Genomic DNA, 22609 nt, shown 5'->3' on the forward strand with positions numbered 1-22609 from the left:
CATTCATCGATTCATGTCTGGAAAAATAGACCTCTACATCCAGAATTTTTCCATCACGATCTTCTCCGCATACTCAAAGTCCCAAAGTTCAACATTCCCGGCTGTCACCACCGGATCACTGTCGATGACGATCCCGTCGACCATGTAATCCCGCTGTCCCACCGGCGTTCCTTCCCGGACCGGAGCATGGAGCGATTTTGCGATCTTTGTCCTTACCTGGACCTTCTCATCGTTTCCCAGCAGAACACGGAGAGGGGTCTTATCCGCGTTTTCAGTCCCGATCTCTACCTTAACCCTGTACCCCACGCCATTTTCCACCGGAACTGCAGTTTCCTCCCCGAGTCCCTTTTTCTCTATCTCCTTATACTCAAAGTTTTTATCCCCGTATGTCACAAGTTTCCGCACATCCTGCCACTTATAGGTCTTGTGGGGCGGCCACCCGCAGCCCAGAAGCGCCGCTATGAACAGCTTCTTCCCCTTTTTCACTGCACCAACATAACAGTATCCAGCCTTTCCCGTGAATCCGGTCTTTCCACTGACCGCACCTTCCATGGATGTCAGGAGAGCATTATGATTGACGCAGGAGAAACTCCGTATCCCGGAAAGGTCGGAAAAGGCGTGGGACGGTGCTCTTGTGATGGCAAGGAACTCTTCTTTTGCCGGGGAGAGCACGATGCAGTATCTGAGGATCCGCGCCAGGTCTGCCGCAGTGGTGGAATGAATCTTCCCACTCTCCTTATCCTCCGCATCCAACCCGTTGGGCGTCAGAAAATATGTATCATCACAGCCAAGTTCCGCTGCCTTCCTGTTCATCATGTCCGCGAAATCTTCCACGCTGCCCCCGACCGCTTCCGCGATGGCCACTGCGGTGTCATTGTGGGATTCCAGCATCAGGGAGTAAAGAAGGTCTTCCAGTCGGTATTTCTCCCCTTCTCTCACATGCAGCTTCACCTCCGGCATGGTCGCCGCCCGGTCTGAGATCCCGACTTCCGTGTCCAGCCCGGCATTCTCCAGGGCAAGGATGCAGGTCATGATCTTCGTGGTGCTGGCCATGGGAAGGACTTCCATCTCGTTTTTTCCGTACAGAATCCGCCCTGTATCGCCGTCAAGCAGGACAGCGGAGTGAGAATTCAGGTTCAGCGGATCGGTCTTCACCTTCGATCGCACCACCGCTGATTCCAGCGTCTCCCCATTCTCGGACCGGATCACCGATACGACCGGATCCTGTGCAGCCTGCAGCCCGCTGCTTTCCCTGTATAAATGATCTCCGGGAACTGCCGCTGCCAAAAGCAGGAGTCCCCCCAGGCACAACTGCAGAATCGGGGATGGTCCGGGTCTGCGTTTTTCCTTTTCTTTCCCCAAGGTCCATTCACTGAGCCGCGCCAGCACCATTCCTGCTATATTTTTATTTTTCCACATTTTTCAGAACTTCCGCCGCATATTTGTAACAGCATATGCGGATGTTTTCTGAGACTTGCCGGACAATTTTTCCTATGATACAATGAAATACGCTGAAATAACTTTGAGATCATTTCTACGTGTCCGTGATGTTATGCAGCCGAAATATCTGCGGACATCTGGTGTGTTGAATTATTATATTTTTAAATAAAAAGGGATTTATCATGAATATCGTTTTGATTTACACAATTAAAGAAGCCGACAGCGGTCGTTCCATCGCCGCCTTTCTCATGGATTCCGGCTATTCTTCCCGCCTGGTGGTTCATCTTCGAAACACCGAGGGCAGTTTTCTCCTAAACGGAAAAACTGTTTTTTCCAACACAGTCCTTCAGCCGAAAGATCAGTTGCGCGTCCATGTCACGGAGAAAAAAACTTCCGACCAGATTGTCCCTGTTCCCATGGACCTCTCCGTCGTTTTTGAAGACGAACATGTTCTCGTGATCGATAAACCTGCCGGAATGCCGGTCCACCCGTCCCAGGGACACTATGAGAATACCCTGGCAAACGGGATTGCATGGTATTACAGGAATGAGGAGTCTCCTTTCGTGTTCCGGGCCGTAAACCGGCTGGACCGGGACACATCAGGGCTTGTGCTTCTCGCAAAGAATCCCTACAGTTCCTGCGTTCTCTCTGATGCCGTGAAGGACCACACGATTCACAGGGAGTACGCCGCCATCGTCTCCGGGAAGACGGACGCATCCGGCACCATCGATCTTCCGATCGCAAGAAAGGACGGCTCCACCATCGAGCGGGTCTTGGATCCAGAGCGGGGTGAGACCGCTATAACCCATTACCGGACATTTGCCTACAACAAGAACGCTGACCTCTCCTTCATCCGCCTCCTCCTGGAGACAGGAAGGACACACCAGATCCGCGTCCATATGAAAGCCATCGGGCATCCGCTGCCAGGGGATTTTCTCTACTGCCCGGACTACCGTTTTATCGACCGTCAGCCGCTCCATTCCACATATTTAAGCTTTTCCCATCCGGTGACCGGAGAAAAGCTTGAGTTCTCCGCCCCGCTGCCGGGGGACATGAGGAAACTGTTTCCAAACATAAAAGATCCGTCAGGTCCTGTCTTTTATTAAGGCAGATCCCGGCGGATCTTATTTACGCGAACAACGAGCCAAAGTCCGCGCATGCGCGGGACCTTGGCGACTGTCGCGATAACAAGGGGAAACTCGCGAAGCGTGTTTTCGCTTGTTTCCATGTCCGGTTCTTTTCTGGCTCTATATCCTTTTTACAGTAATGTAAAAGCAAAAACTTATCTCTTAATGCGTATCATCAACCACCCTGAATCCTAAGTCCTTTCGGATAGTGATTCTTCAGCATCCCGCCAGCCGCCTTCGCAAACCCCAGTGACATGCCGCCGGTAGTCACAAGAACCCAGCCTTTTGCCGGGATGTTCGGTTCTTCAAGATCCTCCGCCCGCAATGTCTCTCCACGGAGATACCGCAGCGCAAGATCCTCCGATCCGACCTCCACACTCTGTCTCACATCACTTTTTTTCAGTGCCAGAGCCAACGCATGGGACGGCTCAAATCTGTCTTTTTTCGCGCTTCCAAGGTGCAGGCCCGGTCTCAATACCTTAAGCCCCATAAGACCCGGCATCACCTCCGGGACGAGATACAGGTTCTCTCCAAACATCAGAAATTTCTTTCCATTTTCCAGATGTTCCATGTCTTTCAAATTCTCTTTTTCAAATGCCCGGAACGCAGCGACCGCTTCCGTGAGCGCCGCATCCTCTTTCGCACGTCCGTTTTTACGTCCGCCCTTTTTGCTGTTTTTCTTTCCGTCTGCGTTCTCTGTACGTTCCACAGCATCCCAGGATCTCTCACCTTTCACAAGCAGCGCCATGAAATGCCCCTCTCCGTCCGCAAGATGCGGCCAGATCCTCACGGTCTTTTTCAGCTCCTCGTTCCCATCTGCCCATTCCGGGTGACCGGCGGAAAAATATTTTGCAAGCTCCGGCTGCACCACTGAAAACTCCGGATGGCGCTCAAGGAATCTTGCTATGCTCTGCTCGTTCTCCTCGGGCGAAAATGTGCAGGTGGAGTAAACGATCCGCCCGCCACCCTTTAACATCGCCGCCGCACAGTCCAAGATCCCGTCCTGCAGCCCCGCGCACTGTTTTACATGATCTGGGCTCCACTCATTTCTGGCATTCTCATCCTTTCGGAACATTCCTTCGCCGGAACACGGGGCATCCACCACGATCCCGTCAAAAAATTCCGGAAACTCCGGGGCAAGCCGGAACGGATCCATGTTCGTCACCACGGCATTCTCCACACCGAGGCGCTCAATATTCTGGGACAGGATCTTTGCGCGGGCAGGATGGATCTCATTGCAGACTAAAAGCCCATGTCCTCCCATTTTTCCGGCAAGATGAGTGGATTTCCCTCCCGGCGCCGCACAGAGGTCCAGGATCTGCTCTCCGGGCTTTGGAGACAGTGCTTCTGCCACAGACATGGCGCTTGGTTCCTGGATATAGTATGCCCCAGCCTCGTGGAACGGGTGGCGTCCCGGGCGCATGTCTGCCTCGTAGTAAAATCCCTCTTCTGCCCAGGGAACTCTTGCGAGTCCCTTCAGGTAATCTCCAAGGGGTTCTCCTTCCTCCGGCATCTCCCCGCTCTTCTGCTTTAATGGGTTGACCCGCAGACCGAATTTCCGCTCCGCGTCGTAGCTTTTAAAAAATGATTCCGCATCACTGCCGAGAAGCTTTTTCATCTTCTCCACGAACGCTTCCGGCAGCTCTCTCTTCGTTTCTTTTTCCATAATCTCCTGATCTCAAAAACGCCCGCCGGGGATGATCCCAGCGGGCGCTCAAGTCCTAAAGTCCTAGTTTCTGGTAACTATTCAGTACCTTCATAGTTACACGCAAAAATCCATTCCAGATCAGCTTCGCTGATGGGATTTTTGCCCTCCAGCCTATGTTTTCTTACGGTCAGCGCAGCAAGGGCGCAGACCTACTGAACAGTTACAGTTTCTGTTCTTTTGCAGGCGGCACATCCAGGATATATCCATCTGCAAGACTGTGTCTAAACACATTTGCCCAGCCATATGTCCATCCGGACATAGCTAAACTATCATCTCAACTTACAGCTCGATCTTGTAATCGTCTGCGCCGATACCGTTTACTACATAGTAAGCAGCGCTCTCTTCCGGCTTTACATAGATCTCGATGGTCTTGATATCGCCGACTTTGTTGCCTTTCTTTGTGTAGGCTTTCTTAACAGCTGCAATGAGGTCTTTCTCTGTAACTTCCCTGCCGGCGAACTGTACAACTACGGATGTCTTGATGTCCTTTGCTGTTGTTCTCTTTGCCGGAGCTTTCTTTGCTGTCTCTTTCTTCGGCTCTTCTGCTTTCTTAGCTTCTGCCTTCGGAGCCTCTGCCTTTGCTTCTGCCTTTACTGTCTTTGTCTCTGCTGCCTTTACTTCTACAGTGCTATTGCTAACCGGTGCTGCAGCCATTTTCTTTGCTGCGGCTGCGATTGGATTCTTCTTTGCCATAATGATATCCTCCTGAAAAATGTTGACACACAAAACTGTTTTCCTGTCATTTCCTGAGTTGTCGTACTAAATAATCGTCATAGCGCATTATAAGCCCTCGTTAGGATTTTGTCAATAAAATCCCGTAAAACTGGTATTTGTAAGCAAAAAAGATCCGGCAGAACACATATCCGAAAGTATCCTGCCGGATCAAAATACCAGCTTTATTTTTTGAATTATTCCTGCAGCTTAAATCCCGGGATCACATCGCTCCACTTGTTGATTCCGATGATCTTCTTCGCAAATTCCGTATACTTCAGAGATTTATTTGTATCAATATATTTGAATACGTTGTAAATATTCTTCGGCATAACGGCGATGACCCTGTTCGGGCTTGACATGTCAACTGTCCAGAGACCAAACGAGCAGGACTGCTCTACCTCGATCACCGCATCGACCTGACGGTTTAAGATAAACGCGTCGATATACGGGTTGTTGTCCACAAGATAGTACGCGTAGGCAAATGCCGCCGCCTGGATATCATAGACATCTCCCCGGGTCGCGCTCTTTGATGTAAATCCCTCCTCAGAGAGAATGATATGACGGACATTTCCGCCTGCATCGCGCATGATATCCTTCTGGAAGTAATCCGTCAGGACGTTGAGGTTTTTGAAGTTTACGACCGGTGAATCTTCGGTATTATTGACAGCTCCCGTCTGATCATCATCCCAGAACTCCGGCTCCGTCATCGGATGCGGGTACGGGTGGTAGGCAAGTCCCCACTCGATATTCCCCTCGTCACGGATATCGGCGTTGAAGCGGTCAATAAAGTCCTTTGCGCCATACATCAGGTTGGAGTTTGCGCGCTTCCACTCATAGTCTGTGGAGAAGAATACTCTCGCGTTGCGGCTCTGGCTCTTGATTGCTGTGTAGGCCACACGGAATACCTTTGAGTAGAGCTTTGTATAGGAATCAATGTCCATCGGACCGGTGTAGTTCCAGTTTAAGTTGTTGTTGATCTCATTTCCGACGATCCAGTTGCTGACACGGCCATAGTCATCGTGGGCACCGGAATAGCGCTCTGCCATAAAGGAGAGCAGCGCGCGGGTCGTCTCATATCCCTGCTCCGTGGAGACATTAAAACCGTAGTAGAAAGCTTCCTTTCTCTTCGCAAGCCCGGCTTCGTGAAGCTCCGGGTAGTTGTCGTTCCAGCCATTTAAAAGGATCGCCGTCACAACGATTCCTTTCGCGGAGAACGCACTGATCATCTTATCATAATCCTTGATGAGATCACCGTTGAAGTTGTAGGTCTTTCCGTTGTATTTGTATTTTAAATTACCGCCCACAAGCTGGTGATACGGGATATTGACCGTCGTGTGCTTTACGCCCAGGTTCAGCGCGTCGCCGAGCATATCGAGCTGGATCAGAAGTCCTTTTTTGCTCATCGGCTCCGGGTAATCCTCGCGATATTTTGCCACATCGCCCGGGTTCGTCACATAGATCGCATTGCTGATCGGGGTGTAGGTGCTGCCGGTCTTTAACGCAACCACGAATCTGGAATAGAGCATCGTATCCGTGGAATCACCGCTGTATTTTAAGGTGAATTTTAACTTGTCGGATTTGTTGCTCCATGCGATGTAGTCCGTTCTGGAGCCTATCTCAGACTCATATGGGTGAAGCTCGAACAGATAATAATAGCCATCATCCGGAGTTTCCCCCTCATTTAAAGCGCCGGCCGTGGCTGTTCCTGTGACGGAAATGCTGTTTCCGTTCTCTACTGAACAAGCCTTCAGCCTTGCGCTGTCATAAGCAAAGCTTGTGAAACATCCCACCGCCGCGGTCATCAGAAGTCCCATAAGAAACGCCGCACCGCTGCGGAATAATGTTCTTTTTTTCATGTCGTTTTCCCGCCTTTCTTTTTTGCCTAAACTATTTTATCATCTGGGTTTTGATGATTCAATTACGATTCCCTTACGATTTTACGGCAATCTGCCGCCTTTTTCGCCATCTTTGCGGCATCAGGACCGCCGGAACCGACCGATTTTGATACAAAATATAAGCACATTCTTTCCGTCATGGTGAACTACATCGGCAATTGAATTACCGAGCATCTGATTACGAAGCATAACTTCATAGTTTCAGAGGTGCGTCCATAACACCCTTACTGCTACCCGAATGGGTTACACAGCTACTTTTATTATTTCTGGATTCTTCAGCCCGGTTACGGGCATATCAATTTCTTCGCCGGATACGGCATGATATTTTCTTAAGATGTTATAAGCACCTACTGCATCTGCATTGTAGATCACGGTATCTACAATGTAGATGCCGCGCTTCTTCCGATTCTTTTTCTCTGCATAAATGCGCGATACTTCTTCTGACTGTGGCGGACATTGACTAGAATAACTTTCTTCTTGTCTTATCAGGCGAATCCCTTGCATTTTAAGCTTATATTCTAACTGCATATAGATACGGGCATATGGCAGGCTGTGAAGCTTCTGGTTCGTTTTCCTTCCCAGATTTTTTTCTTCGCGAATCCCCTTTATATCTCCGATTACAACCGTATGAATATTATTCTTCACGCAATAGTTCGTAATATACCGGGTCATCTTATGTATATAATCTTTGATACGGTTATTTTTCTTCCGATAGAGCTTCAGCAGATGTTTAGATGTTTTCGAGCACTCCTTTTCCCGTGCGGACCGGATCCTGTCCCATTGTGACTGGACTCTTGCAATTTCCTTGTTATAAAAATAAGAAAGTGAAAGATATTTTCTCCCAAGAATAAAAGTTTTTCCTGCATTATCATAACAGGTCATAAGATTATGCAAACCAAGATCTATCGACAGATAACGCCCATTGTTTTCTTCAGGCAAAACATCTTCCACCTCATAGATAACAAGAATTCTGCTGGTTCCATCATTTGCCGGAGGGTATATTTTTATCTGTTTTATGGTATCCATGTTTGAAAAAACAGGATTTTTCAAATAAAGGTATGCAGCATGAATATCATAGATATCGGCCATATATTCCTTCAGCTTTTTCGGTAAAGAAAGTCTTACATGGGAAGAATTTCTTTCATGTTGAATGCCATTTTGCATATAGGTAATTGGCATTTTATCTTTCTTGTATCTTGGCGATCCCGGATTCTCGATACCACCACTTTCTTTAAGCCGGTAAAAGGATTTCCATGACTTATCCAAAAGTTTGCAGATTTCCTGTGCGGTCTGTGATGGGAGTGATTTGAACCACAGATCATCTTTATGTTTTGACTTTTGATAATACCAGTCCGGATATTTTTCCAGTCCCAGGATTTTGTAGTTGTTTCTCTCATAATTACAGACATTCCAAAGTTTGTAAGCCGCATAACACATGTGCCCTACAATATTGGCATCATTTTTGTTTAATACAATGCTTGTTTCATGTGTTAACAGCATATTTACCTCCTTTCTAGTATGATTTACTCTGGTGCTCAATATAACGGCGAATATTTTCCTCAGATACCGCTCCGATCGTTTCCACATAATAGAAATGGTTCCACAGTTCTCCCTTCCACAACTGGTTTCTTATTTCCGGAAAAAGTTCGAATAATTTTCTGCCGGTGATCCCCTTCAGATACTTGACAATTGCTGTTATTGACAGCTTTGGTGGAGCTGATACAAAGCAATGGACATGATCTCCTTCACCACATTCAAGCAAATGAACGGTAAAGCCTTTATCGTCAGCTATCTGCTGCACTAGTTCCTGCAGATATTCCTCAACTTCTGGGCTTAATATCTTCCGTCTGTATTTCACTGACCATACCATATGGTAGTTAATATTACACACACAGGTTCTGTAATGTATTAGATTTTCTTTCATGCATATAGTATATCATGCCAAGCAAAAGCATGCAACAAGAAGCCGAAAGTATGTTCGAATTATTTATTGTATATTCCAGCACTGATGTCATAAACTTAAATGACTTAAATGCGAATAGTAAAAAATCTTATTATACTATTTATGATGTGCAGATATGCACAATCCTGCGCTTTCATCTCGGTAATTGAATTGCCGAGGATTCCCGCTTATTGTCCTAAAAAACCTCCAGAACAAGTGCCGCCAGATTCGCCGCGAAATGGAACACCACCGGTGCCTTCACAGTGTTCGTTTTTTCCATAAGATATGCCAGGATCAGCCCCATAAAGAAGCTGTAGATTCCCTGCACAAGTTCCCAGTGGAACACACCGAAAAACGCCGCGGTCATAAATGCTGCCGCCGGGGCGGATACAAGCTCCTTGCATCTTCCATAGAGAACGCCGCGGAAAAAATATTCCTCAAGGATCGGGGATGCCGCCAAAAGCACCACAGTCTCCAGCCACAGATTTCCTGTGAACAGGCTCTCATCTGCCAGGGCCGCGCCAGAGATCTGAAACGCTCTCACCGCAAGGCCGAACGCCAGAGATATTCCTGCGCCACTGAAAAATGCCGCAGCCGCGATTTTTCCGTTCCAGTGTTCTTTTCCCCTGAACACCGAATCCTCTCTATAAAGATGTACCAGCATCGGAACCGCGATGACTGAGCGGAACAAGGTATCCCATAAGATCACGTCGTCCCCGAAAATCGTTGTCTGCGCAAGCGGAAGTTCAATGACACATGCTACCGCCAGACAGAACAGTATTGGAAAAAGAATCCTCCGGATCCTGATCTTCAATTTTTTCTCTCCTTTCATACTGCCGAACCGGCAGCTTTACGCGCACCAACACATCTTACCACATTTTGCGATGGAATACAAATATCTGGGGTGGAATATATTATAAAAAGCAATTCCATGAGACATCTGCACGTCTCTGGAATCACATGAAAAGGATATCATTTCATGAAATTTCCATTTTTCTGTCTTTTAAAAGAATTCCCGCGCGATCATGACCAGGCTTTCGCAGGAAGCCGTCCAGCCACACTTCTTCTGGCTCTCATCTTACTCCCCCTCTCCTACGTCCTCGGCGCTTTCGCCGCCACCGTCATTCCGTCAGTCCCGGCATCTGCGGACGGAAACTGGGGACTCTCATTCCAGCAGGATGGAAAACCGCCTGTCGCTAACGCCACGGCAGATGAATTAAAGCAGTACAATGCCTGGTACGCCGATCTTTCCGGCGAGAAAGTCATCTACCTGACCTTCGACGCCGGATACGAGAACGGCAATACCCCCATGATCCTGGACACCTTGAAAAAGCATCAGGTTCCCGCCGCGTTTTTCGTCGTCGGAAACTACCTGGAGACCAGCCCGGACCTCGTAAAACGCATGGTCTCCGAGGGGCATATTGTCGCAAACCATACATACCACCACCCGGACATGTCGAAGATCAGCGATCCGGAAAGCTTCGCGAAAGAGCTCTCAAGCCTCGAAACAAGCTACACAGAGATCACAGGAGAGAACATGCGGAAATACTACCGGCCGCCCCAGGGAAAGTACAGCAAAGCGAATCTTCAGATGGCAAAAGCTCTCGGCTATCAGACCTTCTTCTGGAGTCTCGCCTATGTGGACTGGTATCAGGACAAACAGCCCACAAAGGAGGAAGCATTCAAAAAGCTTCTCGGGCGCATCCATCCTGGTGCCATCGTGCTTCTGCACAGTACTTCCTCCACAAACGCGGCGATCCTCGATGAGCTGCTGACGAAGTGGGAGGAGATGAGCTACCGGTTCGGGACATTGGATGAACTTGTCCAGAAGGCTGCTGCCACACAATGATTTCAACAGGTTCTACAATCCCCCCGATTTGCAGCGTTCACCAGCTTCATACAGCGAAAACTGACATTTTCACGCATACTGACAGCACCTGTAAACGTAACTTTTATTCGAACATATAATATAAAAAGAATGTGCCTTGGCATATTCTCGCGCCTCGCGCGGTCGCTTGCGACAATCTACATCTTCGCGCGAGTGCGCATCATTGGCACGTTAGTGCCTTTTGTGTAATAGGGAATTCCTCGGAATTTCCTATTACACAAAAAGCACCTGCTGCCCTCTAAATTTACAGAGGACACAGCAGGTGTTTTACCATAGCTTATTCACTTTCCGCTGCAACACGCCATCCTGTCCTAATCCGGCTCCACGATCCGGTATCCGACGCCGACCTCTGTAAAAATATACTGCGGCTCCGCCGGATTCTTCTCGATCTTTCTTCTGATATTTGCCATATTGACGCGCAGGATCCGGTTGTCGTTCTTCATGTTCGGTCCCCAGATCTCCTTGATGATATAGTCATAGGTCATGACCTTTCCAGCATATTTTCCGAGAAGACTCACGATCTTATACTCGTTCTGGGTCAGTCCCGCGTCCACACCGTCGATAAACACGCGGTGCTTGTCATAATCGATGGTCAATCCGCCGGATTTAAAAACTCCCGTCTGTCCGCCCGGCTGATTCGGGATCCCAGACCTTGTGTGACGGATCGCGGTGCGGATCCTTGCGAGAAGCTCGGATGTTCCAAAAGGCTTCGTGATGTAATCGTCAGCTCCGAGATCCAGCGCCTCCACCTTATCCCTCTCATGGGTTCTCGCCGACACAACGATCACCGGCATCGCGGACCATTCCCGCACGCCCTGTAAGATCTTCATGCCGTCCATGTCCGGCAGACCGAGGTCTAAGATCACCACGTCCGGACACTGGGAGGTCACCATGCTGTATGCCTCCGCTCCCGTCTGCGCGACGATCACATCGTAATTGTTCGCTTCCAGCACTGTCTTGATGAAATTGCTGATCCTCTTGTCGTCTTCCACGACCAGCACTCTGTCTTTAATCTCCATATTCCGTGTCCACTCCTTTCGGCAGCCAGAACATCACTCTGGCACCGCCTTCTTTTCTGTTTTCTGCTTTCATGATTCCGTCGTGGGCTCTTACGATGGTCATGCAGACCGAAAGTCCGATTCCCATATTTCGCTTGGAATCGCTCTCTTTTCCGTCCTCCGACTGGAAACTTCCGTCGAACATTCTCGGAAGAGCGGACTCCTTGATTCCGGCACCGTCATCCTCAACAGAGAATTTCACCTGGTCCCCGTCCTCCGTCACGATCAACCAGATCTTTGTCATACCGTCCGCGTGGAGCACGCAGTTTTCCAGGAGATTTACGATCACCTGCTCGATCAGGATCGCGTCCATAGGCACAAACAGGACATCCTCCGGCACTTTCGGGACTACCTCGATATCCGGGAATCGTTTTCTGAATTTCGTGATCGCTCCGCTGATCACGTCCTCCACCAGTTCATCTTCCTTATCGATCCTGGCGGTTCCATCCCCGATCCTCGTGATGGAAAGAAGGTTTTCCACCATCCGGACGAGCCACTGACCCTCGGATTTCATGTCCTCAAGGAGTTCCAGGATATTTTCCTTAGAGAGTGCGTCATAGTTGTCGATGATCCCGGACGCAGAGCCGACGATCGACGTCAACGGGGTGCGGATATCGTGGGAGACCGCTCGCAGGAGGTTTGCCCGCATCTTTTCCCGCTCAACCTCCAGCCGCATCTGCTCCTGTTTCTTGATCTGGGTCGTCAGGGCGCTGACGCTGCAGGCCACAGCCAGCATGGCAACGAAGGTCAGCGGGTATCCTGTGATCGCAAAGTTCAGTTTGAAATACGGGAACGTAAATACATAGTTCACGCCGAACACAGCGATGATCGATGCGACGATCCCATAAACATATCCATCCGTAAAGCGGGACACAAACAGCACCGCCAAAACGAACAACAGCGGGACGTGCGTGTCTGATTCTGAGATCCGCTGGACAAGAAAACAAAATGCCGTCGCGATTCCCAGGATCCCGAACGCGATCCCGCTGTTCTTTAACACTGATCTGACTTTTGTGCTCATAGGGGAACCTCCGGTTTTTTTATGATCCATGAAGAACAACTGCTGCCATTCTTATCACTTGTTCTTCTTTTGGATTCATTATAACATAATTTCTGCTAAAATCGTGTTAAGATTGCAGATAATTTTCCGAAAAGTCACCCGTCTTGATGATATTTGTTCAGATTACACTGCCGGTTTTTCGAGCATCCAGTCAGCCATCCTTTTATTTTAACGATATAAAGAATATCCGTACTTCACTTTTCTGTAAATCTTCTGCGCGATCATGACCGGAATATAACCCGTGATCACGATGGTTGGAATACCGCCTACAATTGCAACAAGGATGATGAAAAGGATCGAAAATAAATTAGCCATGATATAGACCTCCCAAACTCTTCTTTTAATCCACCCCGCTTTTGTTTCCTGCAAAGAATCTTTGCCAAATTTCTTTTTCGGGATGTTTTTAATCTGACAGGATGAAATTTCTCTCCTGTTTTTAAGTCGAACCATATATATCACAGAATTTTTATCCCCGCTACCTTTTTACCTGCTTTTTAGCCGCCGCTTAATCGCTTATTTTTTCTCCTTAACACGAATTTTGCAAATAACATGTACAATATATTTCGTCAGGATTTTTGTAACTTTTGTATGTATTTTTCGCGTTTTGCGTCATCTTAACAGACTTTTTCAAAAATATCATTTAATTTTTGCAGTCTGGTCTTCCCTACAAACGCTAAAAAGAGCTGCTGACCCCCATATAGTCACACAGCTCTTTTCAGCCTTGCGCAGAAAATCTGTCTCCGCGTTTTATTTACTTCTCAAGCATCTTGTCCGCATGGTCAAGGGCTTCCTCAATATTCCTGCAGAAATTTTCTCTTCCCACGAGATCCACGAATCCGGCTTTCTCCATCGCGCGCATCGGCTGCTCGTTGACATGGGACAGGATCAGGGTGACTCCGTTCTTTTTGCAGCGCTCGTAGAGGGCTGTCATGGAGTTCATGGCTGTGCTGTCGGCTGCCGGAACCGCACGCATGCGCAGGATCAGGCATCTTGTGCCTTCCCCCACTGTGATCTGGTTGATGCGGTCAGCCGCGCCGAAGAATAACGGTCCTGTGAGCTCGTAGACCGCAAGCTCCATCGGGATCTGGCGAAGCTCTGCCGGGTTGATCTCCTCTGCCGCCGCCTTCAGCTGCGCTTCCTCTACAGAAGGAATCGCATTTGCCTTTTTCGCGCCTTTGGCAGCTTCCTCTTCCTCGCGCTTCTGCTCCTCAAGTTCCTCCACATGGAGCCAGCTTCTGACTCCCATCTCGTCGCTCATACGCTTCATGAACAGCAGACAGGAAAGCACCATGCCCACCTCGATGGCTACGACAAGGTCGAAGACTACCGTTAAGAAGAATGTGATCACAAGAACTGCGATATCGCTCTTCGGTGCCGTCTTTGCGAGTCTTGCGAATGTTCTCCACTGGCACATGTTGTAGGCAACCATAAACAGGATCGCCGCGATGGTCGGCATCGGGATCCAGCTTGCGTACGGCATCAGGATCACAAGGATCAGAAGAAGGACGCCAGCATGGACCATTCCGGCTACCGGAGTGCGTCCGCCGTTCTTGATGTTTGCCGCTGTACGTGCGATCGCACCGGTTGCCGGGATTCCGCCAAATAAAGCAGAAACAATATTTCCTGCACCCTGGGCCACAAGCTCTGTGTTGGAGCGGTGCTTTCCGCCGATCATGCCGTCTGCAACGACGCAGGAAAGCAGGGACTCGATGGCTGCCAGGATTGCGATGGTGAAGGCATCCGATAAAGAGCCCTGAATCACGTCATAGCTGAACGCCGGCATATGGAACGCCGGGAGCGCGTTGCTGACGCTGTAGAGGTTGCCGATGGTGTTAACCTGTAATGGAAGGAATTTTACCATCACGATACCTGCGATGACTGCCACTAAGGATCCCGGGATCTTCTCCGTGATCATCGGCATCACGATGAGGATCGCAAGGCAGACAAGACCTACGATCACCGCATGAACATTCATGGTTCCGAAACCTGCGGCGAAAGCTTTTAACTTCTGCATGGTCTCGATGGTCTCCATGCCTGCCGGGTATGTGACACCGAAGAAATCCTTTAACTGTCCGATCACGATGGTCACCGCGATACCGGAGGTGAATCCGGTGGTGATCGTAAACGGGATAAATTTGATCAAGGAACCAAGCTGACAGAATCCCATGATAACAAGGATGATACCTGCCAGGATCGTTGCGACTGCCAGACCTTCCACGCCGCTTCTCGCCACGATGCCGGCTACGATCGTAGCAAAGGCTGCTGTCGGACCTGCGATCTGTACCTGGCTGCCGCCTAAGAATGAGATCACGAAGCCTGCCGCGATGGCCGTGTAGATTCCCTGCTCCGGACCTACGCCGGACGCCAGTGCCAGCGCGATGGACAACGGAAGGGCAATGATGGCTACGATGATACCTGCTACCACATCAGACATCAGCTGGGCACCGGAATACTTCTTCAATGTTGTGAACAACATTGGACGTATTTTTTCCATACTCAATATTCTCCTTTTTCTTACCTGTGTGTGTAAAAGTAACTGTCTGGTCCCGAAAAAAGACCACGAGTATTTATTATACAGGAAAATATGAGACTGTCCAGTTTTTTCGAATTTTTAGCGGATATAGTTATGAATTTAACATTTTTGCATGTTAAATTCATACTTAAATGCCCATTTTACGGAAATCACCACTGTTTTTCCGCAAAAAATCCCCCGCGCATACCTGCCTTACAGATACACACGGGGAATTTACGCTTCTTTGCAGCTATTTTATTTCTCTGCGCTTTCCTTGTTTGCTTTGCTGTCCAGAGTATTTAAACTCATATCATTGTAGTCATCCAGATTCAGATTTCCCATCATCTTATCTACAACAAGTGCATTCGTCAGGGAACCGGTGACGTTGATCATGGTTCTCGGCATGTCGATGATCGGGTCTATGGCTAAGATCGGACTGACCATACCGAACTGGGCGCCCATGCCGACACCGGAAAGTCCGACGGAAGCAGCCATGGTCGCTGTTCCAGGGATACCTGCGATTCCAAGGGAACCGATGGCGACAACAAAGATCGTCATCACGATCATTGTCCATAACTTTTTTCTTCTAAATCATTTTTCTGCACTGCTCAAACAGTACATTTCTCCACACTTTTCACATGGAGAACCTTCTCCGACACGGTAAACTTCACCTCATATCCGGCAAATTCCATGCCATAAACCCGGTCCGGATCCTCCTGGTAGGACGGGCGGGGATCCTGGGCCAGAACTGCGCGGAGCGGATCCCGCTTTTCTTCCGGCAGGAACTCCAGAAGTTTTTCCGGGATCTCCACCGCAAGCCCGTACTCTTTCGTCTGGTCCGTGAAGCCGCCCTTCGCTTCCGGGTGGCTGTCCGCAAAGGGGACGTAGGGCTTGATGTCAAAGACAGGCGTCCCATCCATCATGTCCGCCCCCGTGACAACTAAGACCGGAGCGCCGTTTTCCAGGTATTCCACTCTTTTAAGCTTCACGACGGAAAGTCCCAGGGGATTCGGACGGAACGGGGATCTCGTGGCAAACACACCGACTCTCATGTTTCCCCCGAGTCTCGGCGGACGCACCGTCGCTGACCAGTTTCCCGGCTTTCTGACGTTCTCCGAAAACTCCCAGATCAGCCAGAGATGGGAGAACTCTTCGATTCCCCGGATGGCCTCAGGATTGGAAAATTCCGGCTCAAAGACGATCTTCGCCTCCAGATCACCCGTCAGGCCGCTCTGTCTCGGAATTCCGAATTTTGTCGGGAAATCCGTGTGGATATACGCCACCGGTCGGATCATATGGTCCGCGTTCTGATTTTCTTTTTTTCCTGCTGCCATATCTTTCTCCCCCTTATCAGTCTGTTTTCCACTCTGTCATCTGCCCATAAAGCAGACCGGGCGCTCCCGCATAATTATTTTTCTCTGGTGGCTTCACCATTTCATGACTGCTCCGTCACCCTTCTGATCCATCTGACGTTTCCAGCCATTTTCTCAGATCCGCCATCATCTTCTTCGCGTCCATGACACCGATCTGATATGTCTTTTCGATCTCCTCGGCGCTCTTGCAGATCCTCGGGATCGTAAGAGGAACGCTCGGACGGATCACGAAAACTTCGCCCGCCCTTTCCAGCTTTTCGATATTACGGATACTCATGTTGTACTCGACAGCCCGGTTCTTAAGCGCCTCTGCGAACTTCGGGTATTTATGGTACACAATATCCGCCATCCAGGTATTTTCCGGCTTTTTCCGGTACCCTGAATCTCTCGTGAGGACCACAACATTGCGCTTATATCCCAGTTTCCGGAATGTTTCCACCGGTACACTGTCCGTACATCCGCCGTCAAGCAGTTTTCTGCCGTCAAGCTCCACAAACTTTGACACATATGGAAGCGACGCTGATGCACGGATATAGTCGATATCACGTTTCATATCGTGAAGCTTCGCGTAGACCGGTTTTCCCTTCTCAACATCGCTGCAGACCGCGTAGAAATCGGTGTGTTCTTTATTTTTATTAAACATGTCATAATCATAAACATCCAAGATCTCTGGAAGTTCGTGGTAGCAGAAATCAGTATCCACAAAATTTCCTGTCCTGATCAGATTTTCGGTGCTCATAAACCGCTTGTCCGCACAGTATTTTTTATAATACCGGATACTTCTTCCCTTCTGTCCCGAAAGGAAACTGCACCCATGAACCGCTCCCGCCGAAACGCCGATCACCCCGTCAAAGGTAAGGCCCTCATCCAGAAATACGTCCAGAACTCCCGCCGTGTATATGCCGCGCATACCGCCCCCTTCCAGCACAAGTCCTGTTTTGTTCTTATTTCTTCCCATCTTCTGATTCATCTTAAAGTTCCTCCTTTCCTGCTCACTGTGACATGTCTTTGCTGGATCTTTCCACGAAAAGACGCGTCAAGTACGTATTTTACAATGAAAGCGGCTTTCCGTCAAGGAAGCCGCTTTTATTTGATAACTCTTTAATCTGTTGCTTTGCATTCTGAACCGGCAGAACAAGCTGCCACGCACTTAGTCCACCAGTTTCTCCAGCTCGCTTACATATTCCGTCCTGTCGCTGGTCACATGACCGGCTTTCGCGGCATATAAGGAGACCGCCGTCTGGGATTTCTTCACCGGCTGCATCGTTCCGGCGCCTGCCACACACCCGCCCGGGCATGCCATTCCTTCCAACAGGTATCCGTTGTACTTTCCTGCCTTGGCGAGCTGTAACAGCTTCTTGCACTCCTTTAAGCCCTCGGCGTTCGCCACCTTGATCTCCTTGTCCGGGTACATCTGGGCGATCACGTCCACCACGGATTTCGCGACGCCGCCGGCAACCGCGAAGTTTCTTCCGTCCCTGGATGCCGCGCTGACTCCGCCCTCATCCTCCGCGATATTCTCGATATCCACATGCTTCGCGTCAAAGATTCCCGCCATCTCCTCGAAGGTCAGGACGAAATCCACCTCACTCCGCACAGTTTTTCTCATAGCTTCCAGTTTTTTCGCCGCGCAGGGTCCGATAAAGACCACCTTCGCCTTCTCATGCTTCTTCTTGATGAGTCGCGCGGTGAGCGTCATCGGCGTCAGCGCCATGGAGATACAGTTCGCGTAGTCCGGGAACAGTTTTTTCGCCATCATGGACCATGCCGGGCAGCAGGATGTCGCCATAAACGGCAGCTGTTCCGGAACTTCCTTCACAAAGTCCTCCGCCTCCTGCACCGCACAGAGATCCGCGCCGATGGCGACCTCAAAGACGTCCGCAAAGCCCAGGGCTTTCATGGCCGCCCTCAGCTTTCCAGGTGTTACCTTCGGGCCAAACTGACCGACAAATGCCGGTGCCACAGCGGCGTACACTCTCTCACCTGTCTGGATCGCGCGGATGACCTGGAAGATCTGGGATTTGTCCGCAATGGCTCCGAACGGGCAGTTCACGAGGCACTGTCCGCATGAGACGCATTTGTCGTAGTTGATATCCGCCTTTCCGTTCTCGTCCGAGTGGATAGCATCCATGCCGCAGGCCGCCGCGCAGGGGCGCTCCTGGATGATGATGGCATGGTAGGCACAGACATTCGCGCACTGTCCGCACTTGATGCACTTATCCGGGTCGATCCTGGATCTTCCGTTTGTGCGGTCCAGACTCACTGCGTCCTTCGGACACACCTCCACACATGGGTGGGCAAGGCAGCCCTGACAGCCGTCTGTCACATAGACCCGCTTTTCCGGACACGCGTTACAGGCGAATTTGATCACATTGATGAGCGGCGGCGTGTAGTATGTCTCCGGCTTATCCGCCTCCTCGATCCCCTGGGATACCGGTGCCGGGTCCGATGCCCCGCGGTATGTAAGTCCCATGGCAAGACGGAGCCGCTCGCTCACGATCGCCCTCTCCAAAAAAACATCGTTCCTGAAATTTCCAACTTCTCCCGGAATGATCTTATAAGGAAGTTCCTCGATTCGTTTGTCCACCGGCCATTCCGTATGGTACGCCATTCTTGCTACTTCCCGGAAGATCCGGTGACGGATCTCCTGGATCCTTGTCTCTACACCTCTCATATGCTTTCCTCCAATCATGATCGTCCTCATGGATTTCTCTGTCTTGTTAAAAATATAACACTTATATTACGTTCATTCAAGCATAATTTTCTTTTTCATTCATGAATTTTTCCGCACCCTGCACAGTTTTTTTCATAAACCAGCCCTCAGGATACAAAGCATTTGCATTTTATTTTATCTCATTCTATAATAAAAGTAGTTTGTAACTGCGAAGATCTACGGAACAGTTACTGCAGTTTTATCATTGAAAGGAGATTTTTCCATGGCATTCAAAGAAGCTGATATCAAAAGTCTGAATTTTAATCCCTTCACAAAGATCGGTTCTGAGTGGATGCTCATCACCGCTGGCGACGAATCCGGCTGTAACACCATGACAGCAAGCTGGGGCGGTCTCGGCGTCCTCTGGGGCAAAAATGTTGCCACCTGCTATATCCGCCCGCAGCGCTACACAAAGAAATTCGTCGACGCGAACGATATCTTTACCCTGTCCTTCTACGGACCGGAGCACAAACAGGCACTCTCCATCTGCGGTTCCAAATCCGGCCGTGACTGCGATAAGGTCAAAGAAGCCGGTCTGACCCCGTACTTTGTTGACGGTACAGCAGCTTTCGAGGAAGCAGACATGGTCTTCGTCTGCAAAAAGCTCTACGAGGATGAGATCCGCCCGGAGAACTTCATCGCAAAAGAAAACGATGAAAAATGGTATCCGGAGAAAGATTACCACACCGTTTATATCGCAGAGATCACAAAAGTTCTTGTGAGAGAATAATTCTGCGTTTCCAGCCGGACGTGTGTGAGACTTGGCGCATAATTCCGGTCGGCACAAGCCGGTAGATTCCGATAATCTATATCAACATAAAAAGACCTGCAGATTTCATACATTTCTGCAGGTCTTTTTCGTTTTATGCATTTATCATTTCCTTTATAACTTACAACCTGCTCTAAATAATTAACATAAAGTCCTTCACACGCAAAAGCAACCACGCTCTTATCTGTCAATACACATCCCCTCTTTTTTTATCTTCTTCCACTATTCTATCCTCGAAACTTATCCTACAGAAAGCAGCGAACACTTTTTTATAGTCCTGGCCAAAAGCCATACAACCATAATCAGTGAAAGTACATCGGCCACCGGCTGCGCCCATACCAGTCCAGTTCTTCCGAACATCGTTCCCATAAGATATACTGCCGGAATGTAAATCAATCCCTGGCGACTCACTGACACAATCAGGGAGGGCTTTGCTTGTCCCATCGCCTGAAGAGCATTAACAAGTACATAAAAGAGTCCAAACAGCCATCCGGTAGAAAGCAGGATGCGTGAAAACTCGATTCCGTACTCCAATGCGTTTTTATCTGTAAGGAATGCCGTTACGATTGGCCGGATAAATACCAGACAAACTGCCGTTACCGCAAAACAGATACAAAGTCCGAACACAGCCGCTGTCTTTAAAATAGAATAAAATCGTTTGCCGTTTCTTGCGCCGTAGCAAAAACCTAATAAGGGCTGTATTCCTTGTCCCAGACCAATTCCAATCAGTGATACTACCATTAACACCTTTGCTGAAACGCCATAAGCTGCCACTTCCATATCACCATATTGTGCCATCATGCTATTTATGATAATCTGTGAAACACTCATTAACAGATTTGCCAGAGAGGCTGGAATGCCAATCGCCAGCACACCGGTTAAGATACCGTCCTTAACCGAAAAGTCCTTCATACGGATACTTAGTTTTGATTTTCCTCTCCAAAAATAAATCAAATAAAACAGGGCTCCTATCACATTTCCAATAACCGTAGCAATGGCAGCTCCTTCCACGCCCCAGCCAAAACCGGTTATCATAATCGGGTCTAAAACTACATTTGCCAGATTTCCCAACAAGGTTCCGCCCATAGCAATCGTGGACTCCCCCTCTGCCCGGATGATATTGGTATAGCAATTAGAAATCAGAGAAAACACTCCGCACCCAGCCACTATCATCAGATAGCTTCTGGTATAATGTTCTGTCTCAGGGCTTGTTCCCAGAAACACAAGGATTTCATCCATAAAACTCCAGAAAAAGAGTGTGCAGCCAACTCCAACCGCTACACATGCCCACATGCAGAATGAGCAAACCTTCTTCGCGTACTCTGTTCGTCCCTCTCCCATGGCTCGGGAGATTACCGAAGTTCCTCCCATACCGAACAAGGTTCCCAAAGACATAAAAATCAGGAAAGCCGGTGTTGCCAGAGATACTGCTGCAATCATATAGTCATTTTTCGTCTGTGCGATGAAAAAAGTATCCGCCAGATTGTAAATCAAAACCATAATCATTGCCGCGATCGCCGGCACTGCATTTTGCAGGACTGCTTTTAAAACCGGCTGCTCATCATATGACGCCATTTTTACATTTCTTTTAGTCATTCCAAACATCTCCAATCACATGATTCGATACAGATTCCCTCTTTTCCGGGAACTTCTGTTTTTCTTTTATCATAAATGGCAGAAAAACAAGAAACAATCAGCAAAGAATGTGGATTGTAGTTTATCGAACATATTTTCAAAACTGTACATTTATATATTTTTTTTAAATCTCTTGCTGCCATTATGAAAATTCTGTATAATCTTGATGATAAATCATCTGCTTTTACGGATAAGATAAAGTGAGGTCCTTATGGAAGATAAAAAAATAGACCGCCGCGTAGCAAAAACGCGCATGCATATGATACAGACCACTTTGGAATTGCTGCGAAAAAACAGTTTTTCTAAAATATCTGTCAGTGATATCTGTGAAGAAGCCATGATAAGCCGTTCTACCTTCTATACACATTTTGAAGACAAATTTGCTCTTTTAGACGCATGCATGCAACAAATCGGACAGGAGCTTCTGCATGATATAGAATCTGCAGATCCGCGTTCCCGGCACAATGCGATGATCACTGCGATTGAAGCAGACGCACGTCTGTTCCGAAACATTTTTATCAATGGCAAAACAGAAGAACTCCAGACAATTTTTTTCAATCACTGCCACAAAGATCTTCTCGCAATCATTGAAATGCAAACAAATGCCGGACATCAGTTTCCGGACCCGCCGGAAGCCATGGCCGCCTTTTATGCAGGCGGTATTTCCTCCATGTTAAACTGGTGGATCACCAACAATTTCCCTGTTTCAGCACAGGAAATTATCAATTGTCAGAACCATCTGATGACTGCCCTGTTTCCGGATGAATTGTAGCTT

20 protein-coding genes are annotated in these 22609 nt (G+C 48.7%); 4 read left to right on the top strand and 16 right to left on the bottom strand.

Annotation, left to right across the window (positions count from 1 at the left end; genetic code table 11):
* Nucleotides 1-33: 33 nt before the first annotated feature.
* On the bottom strand, nt 34-1419 hold the full coding sequence (locus ABCW45_RS07485; RefSeq protein ID WP_117566350.1) for a D-alanyl-D-alanine carboxypeptidase family protein: 1386 nt from the start codon (nt 1417-1419) through the stop codon (nt 34-36).
* Between the two features lie 203 nt (nt 1420-1622).
* On the opposite strand from ABCW45_RS07485, the gene ABCW45_RS07490 reads away from it, so the two are divergent.
* The gene (locus ABCW45_RS07490) at nt 1623-2546 is read left to right on the top strand and encodes an RluA family pseudouridine synthase (protein ID WP_343220565.1); all 924 of its coding nucleotides are present in this window, start codon (nt 1623-1625) and stop codon (nt 2544-2546) included.
* 196 nt (nt 2547-2742) lie between these two features.
* Here ABCW45_RS07490 and ABCW45_RS07495 read toward each other — a convergent pair whose 3' ends face one another.
* The 6 genes from ABCW45_RS07495 to ABCW45_RS07520 form a co-directional block, all read right to left on the bottom strand.
* Nucleotides 2743-4233: an RsmB/NOP family class I SAM-dependent RNA methyltransferase gene (locus ABCW45_RS07495; RefSeq protein WP_343220566.1), complete on the bottom strand. Its 1491-nt coding sequence runs from the start codon at nt 4231-4233 to the stop codon at nt 2743-2745.
* A gap of 321 nt (nt 4234-4554) precedes the next feature.
* Entirely contained in the window at nt 4555-4968 is a 414-nt protein-coding gene (locus ABCW45_RS07500; protein WP_242998060.1) for a DUF6465 family protein, read from the bottom strand.
* A 215-nt stretch (nt 4969-5183) separates the two neighbouring features.
* Nucleotides 5184-6845 (bottom strand): DUF5722 domain-containing protein, encoded by a 1662-nt coding sequence (locus ABCW45_RS07505; RefSeq protein WP_343220567.1) that lies wholly within the window; start codon nt 6843-6845, stop codon nt 5184-5186.
* 282 nt (nt 6846-7127) lie between these two features.
* Nucleotides 7128-8384 carry an RNA-guided endonuclease InsQ/TnpB family protein gene (locus tag ABCW45_RS07510; RefSeq protein WP_343220568.1) on the bottom strand — a complete coding sequence of 419 codons (1257 nt, stop codon included), beginning with the start codon at nt 8382-8384 and terminating at the stop codon, nt 7128-7130.
* Between the two features lie 13 nt (nt 8385-8397).
* A complete protein-coding gene (tnpA, locus tag ABCW45_RS07515) occupies nt 8398-8808 on the bottom strand; it encodes an IS200/IS605 family transposase (protein WP_425518596.1) in 411 nt (136 codons plus the stop codon).
* A gap of 214 nt (nt 8809-9022) precedes the next feature.
* Nucleotides 9023-9640 (bottom strand): CPBP family intramembrane glutamic endopeptidase, encoded by a 618-nt coding sequence (locus ABCW45_RS07520; protein WP_343220569.1) that lies wholly within the window; start codon nt 9638-9640, stop codon nt 9023-9025.
* 165 nt (nt 9641-9805) lie between these two features.
* Between ABCW45_RS07520 and ABCW45_RS07525 the strand changes: the two genes are divergently transcribed.
* Nucleotides 9806-10675 (top strand): polysaccharide deacetylase family protein, encoded by an 870-nt coding sequence (locus tag ABCW45_RS07525; RefSeq protein WP_343220570.1) that lies wholly within the window; start codon nt 9806-9808, stop codon nt 10673-10675.
* Nucleotides 10676-11025: 350 nt separating this feature from the next.
* On the opposite strand, the gene ABCW45_RS07530 is transcribed toward ABCW45_RS07525, so the two are convergent.
* The 8 genes from ABCW45_RS07530 to ABCW45_RS07565 all read right to left on the bottom strand — a co-directional run bounded on the left by ABCW45_RS07530 (nt 11026) and on the right by ABCW45_RS07565 (nt 19391).
* Complete coding sequence (locus tag ABCW45_RS07530; RefSeq protein ID WP_015554126.1) at nt 11026-11733, bottom strand: response regulator transcription factor; 708 nt, start codon at nt 11731-11733, stop codon at nt 11026-11028.
* Nucleotides 11723-12793: a sensor histidine kinase gene (locus ABCW45_RS07535; RefSeq protein ID WP_117469347.1), complete on the bottom strand. Its 1071-nt coding sequence runs from the start codon at nt 12791-12793 to the stop codon at nt 11723-11725. The genes ABCW45_RS07530 and ABCW45_RS07535 overlap by 11 nt, the downstream gene beginning before the upstream one ends.
* 207 nt (nt 12794-13000) lie before the next feature.
* Complete coding sequence (locus ABCW45_RS07540; RefSeq protein WP_015554124.1) at nt 13001-13147, bottom strand: hypothetical protein; 147 nt, start codon at nt 13145-13147, stop codon at nt 13001-13003.
* 436 nt (nt 13148-13583) lie between these two features.
* Nucleotides 13584-15326 carry a SulP family inorganic anion transporter gene (locus ABCW45_RS07545; protein ID WP_343220571.1) on the bottom strand — a complete coding sequence of 581 codons (1743 nt, stop codon included), beginning with the start codon at nt 15324-15326 and terminating at the stop codon, nt 13584-13586.
* A gap of 273 nt (nt 15327-15599) precedes the next feature.
* A complete protein-coding gene (locus ABCW45_RS07550) occupies nt 15600-15902 on the bottom strand; it encodes a cation:dicarboxylate symporter family transporter (RefSeq protein ID WP_242990602.1) in 303 nt (100 codons plus the stop codon).
* 50 nt (nt 15903-15952) lie between these two features.
* Nucleotides 15953-16678, bottom strand: coding sequence for a tRNA (N6-threonylcarbamoyladenosine(37)-N6)-methyltransferase TrmO (gene tsaA, locus ABCW45_RS07555; protein WP_015554121.1), 726 nt, complete (start codon nt 16676-16678; stop codon nt 15953-15955).
* A 115-nt stretch (nt 16679-16793) separates the two neighbouring features.
* A complete protein-coding gene (locus ABCW45_RS07560; RefSeq protein ID WP_343220572.1) occupies nt 16794-17687 on the bottom strand; it encodes a patatin-like phospholipase family protein in 894 nt (297 codons plus the stop codon).
* Between the two features lie 180 nt (nt 17688-17867).
* Complete coding sequence (locus ABCW45_RS07565) at nt 17868-19391, bottom strand: 4Fe-4S dicluster domain-containing protein (RefSeq protein ID WP_117469604.1); 1524 nt, start codon at nt 19389-19391, stop codon at nt 17868-17870.
* Nucleotides 19392-19653: 262 nt separating this feature from the next.
* Here ABCW45_RS07565 and ABCW45_RS07570 point away from each other — a divergent pair, with 262 nt between their 5' ends.
* Entirely contained in the window at nt 19654-20160 is a 507-nt protein-coding gene (locus ABCW45_RS07570) for a flavin reductase family protein (RefSeq protein ID WP_343220573.1), read from the top strand.
* 279 nt (nt 20161-20439) lie between these two features.
* Here the strand turns inward: ABCW45_RS07570 and ABCW45_RS07575 are convergent, their stop codons facing one another.
* Entirely contained in the window at nt 20440-21804 is a 1365-nt protein-coding gene (locus ABCW45_RS07575; RefSeq protein WP_343220636.1) for an MATE family efflux transporter, read from the bottom strand.
* Nucleotides 21805-22045: 241 nt separating this feature from the next.
* Here ABCW45_RS07575 and ABCW45_RS07580 point away from each other — a divergent pair, with 241 nt between their 5' ends.
* Nucleotides 22046-22606 (top strand): TetR/AcrR family transcriptional regulator, encoded by a 561-nt coding sequence (locus ABCW45_RS07580; protein ID WP_343220574.1) that lies wholly within the window; start codon nt 22046-22048, stop codon nt 22604-22606.
* Nucleotides 22607-22609 lie beyond the last annotated feature (3 nt).

The organism is Pilosibacter fragilis (genome assembly GCF_032490495.1).
In the GTDB taxonomy this organism is placed as follows: domain Bacteria; phylum Bacillota; class Clostridia; order Lachnospirales; family Lachnospiraceae; genus Pilosibacter; species Pilosibacter fragilis.